Raw genomic sequence first — 12,004 nt, forward strand, 5'->3', positions numbered from 1 at the left:
GCGATGCCTTATTTGACAGAAATCATCATGATCATCATCAGCTATCTACTCGGTTCAATCCCGTTCGCCCTCCTCGTCGGTAAGCTCGGCTATAAAGTCGATGTCCGCGAGCACGGGAGCGGGAACTTGGGCACGACGAACACGTTTCGCGTGCTCGGGAAGAAAGCCGGTACGATCGTCCTGCTAGGCGATATGGGGAAAGGCTTGGTCGCAGCGTTATTGCCGCTCCTATTCGGGAGCGAGATGAGCCTGCTCCTCGCCGGGATTCCGGCCATCATCGGCCACTCTTATCCCATCTTCGCCAAATTCAAGGGCGGAAAATCGGTGGCGACGAGCGCGGGCGTGCTGCTCGCGGCGTTCTCGTGGTTTTTCGTCGTCGTCGTCGGTACGTTTATCGTGACGCTGCTCGTCTCAAAGATGGTGTCGCTCTCGTCGATGGCAGCCTCTGTCGTCGCACTCGTGACGGTCGTCGTCTATGGCCTCATGACGAAAGACTGGTTGCCGCTCATCGTCATCGTCCCGCTCGCCTTGTTCATCATCATCAAGCACCGTTCGAACTGGGAACGCATCCGTGCGGGCACGGAACCGAAAGTGCCGCTGTTTCAAAAACGAAAAGGATAACGACTGGACCGAACTGATTATCTCTCTGTATGGGAGTGTTGGTTTGGTCTATTTTTGTAGGAGGGACGCACATGTTAGATTGGATCGATCCGACCGATGCATTGACATATGTTTCGTGAGTTACAAAAAAAATTGAGTGGTGAATCACTCTTTACGAGATGATTGTTGTGGATTTCCGTTGATTTTTGACGATAATTACGAAAAAAGTGTTGGATTTGCCCGTTCTTTACTTTCTGTTTACGTTAAATTTACATCCGTTCGCTACACTGAAAAAGGAAGCGATATTTGCGGAGGAGGCAGGGAAGTGTCTTTAATTGGAGAAGAACGTAAACAAAAGATTGTTGAATGGATAGAGCGGGAAGGCAAAGTGAAGACGAGCGAGTTGATTGAACGGTTGAACGTCTCGGGGGAGTCGATTCGGCGCTACTTAGAAGAATTGGAGAAAGAACATCGCATTAAACGGGTGTATGGCGGAGCGGTGCTCCATCAGAGCGTCTCGTTCCAGCCGATGATGATCTCGAATATGGATGGGATTCGCCGCATCGCCTATACGGCGTTCCAGCTCGTCGAGGATGACATGTTGCTCTATATCGGACACGGCGTCGCTCCGGAACAGGTCGCGGCCCGGCTTCGCGGACGGAATTTGACCGTCGTCACCCCGTCGCTCATGGTCGCCAAGGCGCTCTTCGAGCAACGAGCGAAGGGTGTATTCACGGGAGACATCCAATTGCTCGGCGGAACGATCGACCCGAAACACCTCGTCACCGTCGGCGAGCACGTCCTGCAGCAACTGAAGACGTACGTGTTCGATATGGCCATCTTGTCCGTCGAGGGGGTCGATGCCTCGCTTGGCTTGACGTGTGACGCCCATGGTCTCTCGACCGTGACGCAGGCGGTCCTCGATCAAACCCGTCAATGTTACTTGCTCGCCGATCATACCCAGTTCAACCAACAAAAACGATACCGCGTCTCCGACTTTTCAAAAGTAACGACGGTCATCTCGGACTTCCCGGAACCGACGGATTGGAAACGCGTATTAGCGGAGCACGAGGTCGAATGGCGCTTCGCTCCATAAGGAGGAGTGATTTCATGATTGAAGTGATTGTGACGACATTGAAAGAGGCCAGACTGGCCGAACGTTATGGGGCGGACCGCCTCGAACTGATTGCGGATATGCAGGCAGGAGGAACGACGCCGAGCTTTGGGACGATTCGAAACGTCTTGGAACACGCGACGATTCCCGTGCATGTCATGATTCGTCCCCATACGGATTCGTTCGTCTATGACGCTGACGATGCCGAGACGATACTGGCGGATATCGGTCTGTGCCGTGAACTTGGGGCCGACGGGATTGTATTCGGTGCTTTGACGGCGGACGGGCGCATCGATGAGGCGCTACTCGGGGAAGTGATTAAACATAAGGGCGAGATGGCGCTTACGTTCCACCGGGCCATCGATGACGCAGCCGACTTGATGGACGCGATCACGGTATTGAACGATTTCCCAGAAGTCGACCACGTCCTGACGTCCGGCGGACAAGCGACAGCGCTCGAAGGTTTAGAGCGATTGAGTGCGATGCATGAGGTGGCGGAGATGAACATCCTCCCGGGTGCCGGCATCACGGCCGACAATGTGGCAAATCTCATCGATCGGCTCGGTGTTGATTTCGTCCATGTCGGTGGCGGTGTGCGTACTGACGGCCGTTTGGATGAGCACAAGTTCAAGGCAATCAAGCAACAGATGGCACGCTAAAACAGTCGGCTGACTGTTTTTTTGCTATAATGAAGAAAACGATACTGTAGGTGAAGTCATGCAATCATCAGTCTATAAACAATTTGCCCTCCGGATGTTGTCCGGTAACTGGGGTATCTCGCTTCTCGCGGTCGTGGCGACGATGCTCGTTCAGGCGGTCATCACGACGCAGCTCGATTTGGAATCGACGGATCCGAGCGTCCTGTTCGTGTCAATCGGTCTGCTGTACGCGGCAACCGTCTTGCTCGCGCCGCTCGAACTCGGTCGCAACTGGGTGTTCCTCGATATCGCCAAAGCGGAGAAGCCTTTGTTCGGGCTCTTGTTCGATGCGTTCGGTTCGCTCAAAGATTACGTTCGAGCGGTCACGTATTATGCCGTCTTTTACCTCGGGTTGAACGTGCTCATGCTGTTCTTCATCGTCCCGGGCGTCTGGTTCTATTTGACGTATCGCATGGTCCCGTTCGTGTTACGGGACCAACCGGAACTGTCCGCGTTTCAAGCGATGCGGGCAAGCCAGCGTCTCATGCGCGGCCATAAACGGACGATGTTACGCTTGTATGCGAGTTTCATCGGCTGGTATGTGCTCGTCATGTTCACGGGGGGATTGGCCTATATTTTCGTGCAACCCTATATCAGTACGGCGCTCGCAGGATTATATCTCGAAATCAAGGCGCAGACAGATGCAAACGAACAACCGGTCGGCTTATGAGCCGACCGGTTGTTTTTATGTGCCGTGCCGATCCGACTTTTTCGGGTCGGGGGCGGCGCTGAACTCAGCTTTCTCTTCTTTTGAGGCATTTTCATGCCACTTCTTCGCTTGTTCCGTGGCGATCGGAATCGCCTTTTGATCGGAGTATCCTTGGGCGAGCAAGGCGTTGGCGATATCGATGGCTTTCTTTTTGACGAGCGGGTCGAAGTTTTTCAGTGATTCTGGATAGTCTTTCATGTTCCATGGCATCTCTCATCGCTCCCTTCTGTACTACTAATTCCACGACCGGGACGATTCAAACGTCCTGATGCATGTAGTATTCGATGAGCGCCTGGGTCCCTTTCTCACCATAACCGTTCTCTTCGAGGATGGAGTAAAGTTTATACGCCAACTCAAGGCTCGGTAGTTTGATGTTCAACTGTTCGGCGCTCTCGAGGGCGAGTTTCATGTCCTTCAGGAAGTGTTTGATGAAGAAACCAGGGGCATAGTCCTCGACAATCATCCGGGGAACAAGGTTCTCGAGCGTCCAGCTACCGGCGGCGCCGCCCCGAATCGTCTGGCGTAATTGATCGGGATTGAGCCCGGCCCGTTTCGTGAAGGCGAGCATCTCGGCGTTGCCCATCATGATACCAGCAATGGCGATTTGGTTGGCGAGCTTCCCATATTGTCCACTTCCAGCATAGCCCATCCGCTCAATCGATTGACCCATCGCCTCGAACAGCGGTCGCGCCTTCGTGAAGGCGTATTCGCCACCGCCGACGAGAATCGACAACGTGCCGTTCTTGGCCCCGACGTCACCACCCGTGACCGGAGCGTCGAGTGGGAGCAAGCTGCGATCGATGGCGGCCTCGGCGATTCGCTCGGCCAGGAGCGGTGAAGACGTCGTCATATCGATGACGAGCGTGCCCGGCTCGGCTGATTGTAAAATCATTCCGTCCCCGAAATAAAGGCTCTCGACGTCAGACGGGTAACCGACGATGGTGATGACGGCATCAGCGTGTTGACAGACGGCTTCGACCGAATCACACCAACGAACACCTTCCGCCAATAAATCAGTAGCCTTCTCTTTTGTCCGTGTATACGCTTGGACTTCGAATCCCGCCTTCATCAAGTTTCTGACCATCGATTGACCCATCACACCGAGTCCGATAAATCCGACTGTCTTCATAGTTGATTGCCTCCTAAAAGTTGTTGTTTCACGAGTCGTTCATAGAGCGCGTTGTCTCGAAGCAACTCTTGATGCGTCCCGAGCCCACTGATGCCGCCATCCTCGAGCACGACGATTTGGTCGGCATGTTGGACGGTCGAGAGGCGGTGGGCGATGACGAGCGTCGTCCGTCCTGTCATGAGCCGGTCGAGCGCTTCCTGGACAACGCGCTCGGATTCCGAGTCAAGGCTTGACGTCGCCTCGTCGAGTAATAAGATTTGCGGGTCACGTAACAGTGCACGGGCGATGGCGAGCCGTTGGCGCTGTCCGCCCGATAAGCGGACACCGCGCTCGCCGATCTCTGTGTCGAGCCCGTCCGCCATCGCCTCGATGAACGACCAGGCGTTGGCCATGTCACAGGCGTGACGAATCTCATCCTCGGTCGCGGTCCGGGTCAAGCCGTATAGGATATTTTGCCGCACCGTCCCGGATAGGACGGGCGAATCTTGGGCGACGTAGCCGATGACTTGTCGCCATTCGTTTCGGCCATACGTTGCGATGTTTTGGTCCCCGTAACGGATGAGACCGCTCGACGGGAGGTAGAACTGCTCGACGAGGGCGAACAGTGTCGTCTTGCCGGCACCGCTGCGTCCGACGATGGCCGTCGTGGCACCGAACGGGACAGTGAGCGACACGTCGTCAATGACCGGTTGGTCGCCATAGCGGAACGTCAAGCCCTCAAACGAGAGTGACGACTGCCGAATCGTCGACGGGTCATCCGTATACGGTTCTGGCTCGATGGCGAGCAGCTCGGAGATTCGTTCGGTCGCCCCGCGAGCTTTCTGAAGCCGGGTGATAAATTCCGTCATCGTGATGAGCGGCGTGATGATTTGGAACAAGTACAGCATGAACGCGAGCAATGAGCCGGTCGACAAGGCGCCGGTCGAGACCCGATAAGCCCCGAAGCCGAGAATAGCGATGAGCATCGCGGTCAACGTGACGTTCAAGAGCGGAATCAAAATTGCCTGAATTCGTCCTTCACGCACACCGAGGCCGAAGAGACGCTCGATTCGGCGTTTTCCTTCTGCGACCTCGACGGATTCGGTCGCCTGTGATTTGACGAGCCGAATCTCTCCGAGCAATTCGGCGAAGAATCCCGACAAGTCGCCGAGCTCGTGTTGTGTCGCCTTGGCGATTTTGCGAAGTTTCCGTCCGAGCGGGATGACGATCAAGAGGGTCGTCGGCACAGAGAACAAGATGACGAGCGTCATCTGCCAGTCAAGCGTGAACAAGATTCCGACGGCGCCGATGACCGAGACGAACGACGTCAAGAGACGGACGCTCTGTTCGGACAAGAGTTGCTGTAACGTCGTCGTATCGTTATTTAACCGCGAGACGAGATCGCCTGATTTGACGCTGTCATAGAACGGGATTGGCAGTGCGACGAGATGCTCCCATAATGTCGTCCGCAAATTGGCGACGACTCGTTGTCCGACGATATGTAACCAGTAAATCGAAATCGCGCTCGAGACGACTTGAATGAGGAATGCCGCCACGAAAATCGCGACGAGGCGGGCGTCGAGTGCGGCCTCGCTCCAATTGTCGACGACGCGTTGCAAGATGAGCGGGATGGCGAGTGACGCCATCGCTTGAAGCAATGAAATCAATACGGCACCGATAAACAGACCTTTCGGTGGTCGAGCGACACGGAACAAGCGTAGAAATGCTTGCCATGTGGATGTGGACTCCATGATTCGTCCCCCTTTCCTATTAACTTTCGCTGTTTCGAAAACAAGTGTCAAGACGTCGAATCGTACACCGGAATAATGCTAGAATGGAATCAGAGGTGAAGTCGCATGAAATGGATACATACGGCCGATTGGCATTTAGGTAAAATCGTCCATGGCCGCCATATGACAGAAGAACAACAAATTATTTTATTTGAGTCATTCTTACACATCGTCGACGAGGAGAAGCCGGATGCCATCGTCGTCGCCGGTGACTTATATGACCGGGCCGTGCCGCCCGTCGAGGCCGTCGACCTGCTCGATGAGATGTGGCGTGCGCTCGTCCTCGAGCGGGGCATCCCCGTGCTCGCCATCGCCGGCAATCACGATTCGGCCGAGCGGCTCCAATACAGCTCCAAACTGTTGACGAAAGTCGGGCTCCATATCGTCGGGAAGGTTGACCCAGGCGCAGGACCGATTGTCGTGAACGACATCCCGTTTTATTTGATGCCGTTCCTGGAGCCGGCGCGTATCCGCTATGCGTTCGGCGACGAGTCGATTCGGACCCATCATGACGCGCTCGCCGCGGTCGTGGAATCTTACGGGACGATCGACCCGAAAGCCGTCGCTGTCGGACACAGTTTCGTCGCCGGCGGCCTCGAGACCGATTCCGAACGGCAACTGTCCGTCGGGACGGCCGGGCAAGTCGCGAAAGGGCTGTACGCCCCGTTCGGTTATACTGCGCTCGGACACCTGCATAACCGCGACGCCATCCGCGACGACCGCATCTCGTACAGCGGGTCGCTCATGAAATATTCGTTCTCCGAGGCGACCCATGTGAAATCGGTCGACATCATCGAGTGGGACGGGGGATGGACACGCCGTCGGCGCCCGCTAACAGCTCGTCGAGACTTGCGCATCTTGACTGGGACGCTGAACGAGTTGCTCGACCCGTCATTTTATCAAGACGAGGCCGTCGACGACTATTTGAAGATCGTCTTGACCGATGAGCGTGCGTTGTTCGACCCGATGGCGAAGTTACGGACCGTCTATCCGAACATCTTGCATCTCGAACTGGAGTTGTTGCGGCGTCAAGACCAGACGTCTCGCTTCGAACGAGAAAAACTTGAGCGGCAATCGGTCGAGGACGTTTATATGGACTTTTTTAAAGCCGTCCATGGCCGCGATGCCGATGCGACGGTGCGACGTTTCTTAGAAGGGGAGGAATCGATTTGAGACCGGAACAATTGACCATCACCGCCTTCGGTCCTTACGCCGAGACGGAACACATCGATTTCACGCAACTCGAGGGACGTTCGATGTTCGTCATCAGTGGCCGGACCGGTGCCGGCAAGACGACAATCTTTGACGCGATGACGTTCGCGCTCTATGGCCGGGCAAGTGGGGCGCTCCGGAACGCCAGCGACTTCCGAAGCCAATACGCGGATCCGGAACGGAAGACCGAAATCGACTTCTCGTTCACGATTCGCGACGAACGGTATCGCATCGTCCGGCAACCGCAACAACCGCACCCGAAAAACAAGACGCCGATTCCGCATGAGGCGGTGCTCTATGAATGGAAGGACGCCTGGAAGCCGCTCGCGACGAAAGTGAACGACGTCGAGCAGACGATTGAATCGTTGTTGCAGCTGAGCTATGAGCAATTCAGCCAAATCTTGCTGTTACCGCAGAACCAGTTCCGTCAGCTCCTCGATTCCGATTCGACGAAGAAGCAACAGATTTTACAATCGATCTTCAAGACGGAGGCGTACCGCGCCTTTCAGGAAGAATGGATTGAACGTTACGGCAAGTACCGCAAACGTGTCGAATGGGCGGTCGAGACGACGCGTCTAAAACTGTTGGAGCTCGAAGATGAGGCCGTCGAAGACATGTCGACCCGCAACTTGCCTGACATCGTGACGTGGCTCGACGCCCGGGAGGAACGTCTCTTGGCGACGAGGGACGCGCTACAGGCACAGCGTCGGACTGGTGAGGAACGGCTCGAGGCGTTGCGCCGAGATGTGAATCAGGCGACAGCGCTCGTCGAGTTGATGGAAGAGCGGGATGTGCACGAGACATCGCTCGAGGCGTTCCGTAAAGCGGCCGAGGCGCGCGAACAACGTCAAACGCTCATCCAGCGACTGGAACAAGTGGCGAGCGTCAATCCGCTCTATCAACGTACCGAAACGGTGCGGCACGATATCGAGCGGTTAACACGTGAACGCGATGCATCTCGTAAACGGGACGAAGGCTACGCCACACAGCTGAAGGCGTTGGAAGCAGAAGCCGTGGCCATCACGGGCATGCGCCAGGAAGCCGATCAAGCCACAAGGCGCGTCAATGCGATTGACGAGATGCTCCCGTACGTCGATGAATGGCACCGTGCCACGCGACATCGGGAAGACTTGAAGCGACAGCTAGAGCCGCTCGGCCAGTTCTCAGAAGAAGCGCGTCTCCAGGAACTCCAAGCGACTGAAGCCGACCTTCTGGCCAAACTCGAGCACGCTCCGGACCCAGACGAGCTTGTCGAGGCGGAACGGCGCTATAGTCAGCTCCAACAACAGGCTCGACTCGAGGCGAAAGTGGTCGAGGTCACGGAACGGCTCGCCGCCTGTGAACGGAGCGGCAAGGACATCCAACGACAATTCACTTCTCAAACAGAACGGGTCGACCAATTCGTTGAGGCCGAGCACGCCCGCATGGCCGACATGCTGCGTGAACAGCTCGAGACGGGCGAACCTTGTCCGGTCTGCGGCTCATTGACCCACGGACACGTCGAGCGGACAGAGACGTCGATTGATGAGGCCGGTCATCGTTCAGCCGTTGAGGCATTGAAACGGATTGAGGCTGAACTCCATGAGGCGCGCGCGGATTATCGGGCGCTCAAACGACAACTCGATGAACTGATTCGTGAACGCGATCTCGCTCAGGTCGAATTGAAACTCGACGGTGTGGCTGACACCGCGTTGCAACACCAAGACGCACGTGTCCGACAGTTGCGTCAACAGGCCGAAGAACGTCAACGGCATGAACGTCTCCTGCGTGCGACGACGACCGAATTGAAGCAACTCGAGACAGCGAAACGTATACAGGCTGATGAGCGCCAAAAGCTGTTTGAACAGCTCCAAACCGTTCAAGAGAAACTCGAGTCGATGCGTCAACCCGATGGGACGACGTTAGAGATGCTAAAGACCGAGCGGAGTCAGCTCACGACGCGACTTGCAAGCATCGAACGGGACGTGACGGCGTATGAACGTCGGCTCGACGAACTTAATCGATTGAAGTGGGGAGAAGCGGAGCGGCTCCGTCTCCTCGGCGAACAACTCGAGTTCGAGCACGGTCGTCTTTCCGAAGCGACGACTGAACTCGAGGCGGCGCTTGAAAAGGTCGAGTTGACCGAAGCCATGTTCAAAGAGTATCGCGCGCGCGTCGAGCAACTGCCCGAGCTGCGCGAGCGTCAAGCGACCGAGCTTGAAAAAGGGGTCCGGCTCGAACACGCGCTCAAGGCGCTCAATGAGAAAATCGGGGACCGCCCGCGACCAAATCTAGAACAGCTCCAGGAACGACTACAGGAGGAAAGCCGTTCGTTTGACGCACTGTCCGAACAACACGTGACGGCAGACGGGCAGCTGAAACGCCATCGCCACATCGTTGACGAATGGAATGCGCTTCGCGAGAAGACGGATGAGGATCAACGGAATCTCGAGACGGTCAAATTGATTGCCGACACGGGGCGGGGCCAAAATCCACAAAAATTGACGTTCGAGACGTACGTGCAGACGGCGTTCTTCGATCAAATACTCCATGCGGCCAACGTCCATCTCGATCAGATGACGAGCGGACAGTTCCAATTGGAGCGGAAAATCGAGACGGCGAAAGGAAATGCCAAGTCCGGTCTCGAATTATTAGTCTTTGACGCCTATACCGGTCAGTCACGCCGGGTCCAAAACTTATCGGGCGGCGAGGGCTTCAAAGCATCGCTCTCGCTCGCTCTCGGACTGGCCGAAGTCGTCCAGCAATTGAGTGGCGGGGTCAGTCTCGAGACGATGCTAATCGACGAAGGGTTCGGGACGCTCGACGCCGAATCACTCGATCAAGCGATTGAACTGCTCATGTCGCTACAATCGAGCGGTCGGCTCGTCGGGGTCATCAGCCACGTCCAAGAATTAAAGGACCGGGTCGACGCCCGGATTGAAGTCAAGAAATCAAGGAGCGGGTCGACGATCCAGCTCATCGTGGAGTGAGACCGATGAAACATATGGAAACGAAAACAACGTTAGTGGCCCACCTGCAACAGGCGGGCATACGCCAAGGGGACGCACTGTTCGTCCATACGTCCCTATCCAAACTGGGCTGGGTATGCGGCGGTCCTCAGACCGTCATCGAGGCGCTCCAAGAAGCGGTCGGACCGGACGGGCTCATCATGATGGCGACCCAGAGCGGGGACAATTCAAATCCTGCGGAATGGGAAGCCCCGCCGGTCCCGGTCGAATGGTGGCAGACGATCCGTGATGAGATGCCGGCGTATGACCCGGCGAAAACAGCGACCCGAGGCATGGGCCGGGTCCCAGAACTGTTCCGAACGTATCCGGACGTATTCCGGAGCGACCACCCGATGTGGTCGGTCGCCGCATGGGGACGGGACGCCAAACAAATCGTGGCCGGGCATACGATTGACGTCGGCTTCGGGCCAGGGTCGCCGCTCGAGCGGATGATTGAGCGCGATGCAAAGATTGTCCATCTCGGATCGCCGCTCGATGCGACGACGTTATGGCATTATGCCGAATACGGGATTGACGGTCCGGTGAAACCGTTCGAATGTGCGTTAATGGAGAACGGTCGACGGGTGTGGAAGACGTTCGAACATATCGATGTCAACAGTGACCCGTTCGGCGCCATCGGAGAGAATATCGTCAAGCGGGCCGACGTCAAGACGTTCACGATTCACGAGGCGACGTGTTACGTCATCCCGTCTGACACGTGGGAGCCGGTACAACACGCGCTCGTCGCCTTACGGAGCTGGCTCCGGTAAGACGGTTGATGCGAACTATATTTAGGAGAGGGGCACTGCGATGAATCGCTGGGTCAAATATGTTGGAATCGCTGTCGGGGTGTTGGTGCTCGTCGCGTTTCTTGCCGTCGTGGGCATCTCGGCCCATATCGGGGATCAATTGACGTCACCTGAACGGGAGACGTTGACGTTCACCCCGAAGACGCTAGGCGTCAAGTATGAGAACATCACGATTGAATCAGAGGATAAACAAGATTTATACGGCTGGTGGATTCCGCATCCGACGCCGCGCGCGACGATCGTCTTCGCGCACGGTTACGGGAAGAACCGGGAACAGACCGATTTGCCGCTCAAAGAATTGATTCCGGAATTCCATGAGCAAGGGTATCAGTTCTTGACGTTCGACTTCCGTGGCTCCGGGATTTCCGAAGGGGACCGTGTGACGGTCGGAGCGAAAGAGCAATCCGACCTTGCTGCGGCCATCGCATATGCGAAAGAACGCTCGGACGGACCAATCGTCTTGTATGGCGTGTCGATGGGTGCCGCGACGGCGCTCGCGACGGCTGACGAGACCGATGTGGCTGCCGTCATCGCCGATAGCCCGTTTAGTGACCTCCGTGGCTACCTTGAGACGAACTTGCCGGTATGGAGCGATTTGCCGAACTTCCCGTTCACGCCGGTCATCATGACGGTGACGCCTTGGTTCACCGGGCTCGACGCGGATGTGGTCAAACCGATTGATGATATGCCTCAAATCGAGGCACCGGTATTATTGATTCATAGTCAAGGTGACGATGCCATCCCGGTGAGCGAGAGCGAGCAATTGGCTGCGGCCGGGGAAGATGTCGAGCTATGGGTGACCGAGAATGATGGACACGTGCAGTCGCATCGCTCGTTCCAGACCGAATATCGTCAGACGGTATTCGAGTTTTTAGAGCGGGTGTTATAAACGAGGAGTCTAGGGAAACCTGGACTCTTTTTATGAGAAGGGGCATCGGCACGTTGTCGATCAGTAACGTGAAACCGATTGGAGTGGG

The 12,004-nt window shown here is 56.2% G+C and carries 11 protein-coding genes; 8 read left to right on the forward strand and 3 right to left on the reverse strand.

Annotation, left to right across the window (positions count from 1 at the left end; translation table 11 throughout):
* Positions 1-3: 3 nt before the first annotated feature.
* The 4 genes from plsY to KNP83_RS05785 all read left to right on the forward strand — a co-directional run bounded on the left by plsY (position 4) and on the right by KNP83_RS05785 (position 3,082).
* A complete protein-coding gene (plsY, locus tag KNP83_RS05770; RefSeq protein WP_483297894.1) occupies positions 4-621 on the forward strand; it encodes a glycerol-3-phosphate 1-O-acyltransferase PlsY in 618 nt (205 codons plus the stop codon).
* Between the two features lie 304 nt (positions 622-925).
* The gene (locus tag KNP83_RS05775) at positions 926-1,696 is read left to right on the forward strand and encodes a DeoR/GlpR family DNA-binding transcription regulator (RefSeq protein ID WP_214761327.1); all 771 of its coding nucleotides are present in this window, start codon (positions 926-928) and stop codon (positions 1,694-1,696) included.
* A gap of 14 nt (positions 1,697-1,710) precedes the next feature.
* Positions 1,711-2,373: a copper homeostasis protein CutC gene (locus KNP83_RS05780; protein ID WP_214761329.1), complete on the forward strand. Its 663-nt coding sequence runs from the start codon at positions 1,711-1,713 to the stop codon at positions 2,371-2,373.
* Positions 2,374-2,431: 58 nt separating this feature from the next.
* A complete protein-coding gene (locus tag KNP83_RS05785; RefSeq protein WP_214761331.1) occupies positions 2,432-3,082 on the forward strand; it encodes a DUF975 family protein in 651 nt (216 codons plus the stop codon).
* Between the two features lie 15 nt (positions 3,083-3,097).
* On the opposite strand, the gene KNP83_RS05790 is transcribed toward KNP83_RS05785, so the two are convergent.
* The 3 genes from KNP83_RS05790 to KNP83_RS05800 are packed head-to-tail and all read right to left on the reverse strand — an operon-like array spanning position 3,098 to position 5,980.
* On the reverse strand, positions 3,098-3,331 hold the full coding sequence (locus KNP83_RS05790) for a DUF2188 domain-containing protein (protein ID WP_214761333.1): 234 nt from the start codon (positions 3,329-3,331) through the stop codon (positions 3,098-3,100).
* A 46-nt stretch (positions 3,332-3,377) separates the two neighbouring features.
* Positions 3,378-4,250 carry an NAD(P)-dependent oxidoreductase gene (locus KNP83_RS05795; RefSeq protein WP_214761335.1) on the reverse strand — a complete coding sequence of 291 codons (873 nt, stop codon included), beginning with the start codon at positions 4,248-4,250 and terminating at the stop codon, positions 3,378-3,380.
* Positions 4,247-5,980: an ABC transporter ATP-binding protein gene (locus KNP83_RS05800; protein WP_214761336.1), complete on the reverse strand. Its 1,734-nt coding sequence runs from the start codon at positions 5,978-5,980 to the stop codon at positions 4,247-4,249. The genes KNP83_RS05795 and KNP83_RS05800 overlap by 4 nt, the downstream gene beginning before the upstream one ends.
* A gap of 105 nt (positions 5,981-6,085) precedes the next feature.
* On the opposite strand from KNP83_RS05800, the gene KNP83_RS05805 reads away from it, so the two are divergent.
* The 4 genes from KNP83_RS05805 to KNP83_RS05820 are packed head-to-tail and all read left to right on the forward strand — an operon-like array spanning position 6,086 to position 11,916.
* Positions 6,086-7,192, forward strand: a complete 1,107-nt coding sequence (locus tag KNP83_RS05805; protein WP_214761337.1) for an exonuclease SbcCD subunit D — start codon at positions 6,086-6,088, stop codon at positions 7,190-7,192.
* A complete protein-coding gene (locus tag KNP83_RS05810; protein WP_214761339.1) occupies positions 7,189-10,200 on the forward strand; it encodes an AAA family ATPase in 3,012 nt (1,003 codons plus the stop codon). The genes KNP83_RS05805 and KNP83_RS05810 overlap by 4 nt, the downstream gene beginning before the upstream one ends.
* Before the next feature lie 5 nt (positions 10,201-10,205).
* Complete coding sequence (locus tag KNP83_RS05815) at positions 10,206-10,988, forward strand: AAC(3) family N-acetyltransferase (RefSeq protein WP_214761341.1); 783 nt, start codon at positions 10,206-10,208, stop codon at positions 10,986-10,988.
* 40 nt (positions 10,989-11,028) lie between these two features.
* Positions 11,029-11,916 carry an alpha/beta hydrolase gene (locus KNP83_RS05820; protein WP_214761343.1) on the forward strand — a complete coding sequence of 296 codons (888 nt, stop codon included), beginning with the start codon at positions 11,029-11,031 and terminating at the stop codon, positions 11,914-11,916.
* Positions 11,917-12,004: the final 88 nt, after the last annotated feature.

The organism is Exiguobacterium sp. s146 (assembly GCF_018618415.1).
Classification (GTDB): Bacteria; Bacillota; Bacilli; order Exiguobacteriales; family Exiguobacteriaceae; genus Exiguobacterium.

Coding starts and splice junctions, on each gene's coding strand:
- KNP83_RS05815 (WP_214761341.1), top strand. CDS start 10,206: ATGAAACATATGGAAACGAAAACAACGTTAGTGGCCCACCTGCAACAG.
- KNP83_RS05800 (WP_214761336.1), bottom strand. CDS start 5,980: ATGGAGTCCACATCCACATGGCAAGCATTTCTACGCTTGTTCCGTGTC.
- plsY (WP_483297894.1), top strand. CDS start 4: ATGCCTTATTTGACAGAAATCATCATGATCATCATCAGCTATCTACTC.
- KNP83_RS05820 (WP_214761343.1), top strand. CDS start 11,029: ATGAATCGCTGGGTCAAATATGTTGGAATCGCTGTCGGGGTGTTGGTG.
- KNP83_RS05795 (WP_214761335.1), bottom strand. CDS start 4,250: ATGAAGACAGTCGGATTTATCGGACTCGGTGTGATGGGTCAATCGATG.
- KNP83_RS05805 (WP_214761337.1), top strand. CDS start 6,086: ATGAAATGGATACATACGGCCGATTGGCATTTAGGTAAAATCGTCCAT.
- KNP83_RS05790 (WP_214761333.1), bottom strand. CDS start 3,331: ATGCCATGGAACATGAAAGACTATCCAGAATCACTGAAAAACTTCGAC.
- KNP83_RS05780 (WP_214761329.1), top strand. CDS start 1,711: ATGATTGAAGTGATTGTGACGACATTGAAAGAGGCCAGACTGGCCGAA.
- KNP83_RS05785 (WP_214761331.1), top strand. CDS start 2,432: ATGCAATCATCAGTCTATAAACAATTTGCCCTCCGGATGTTGTCCGGT.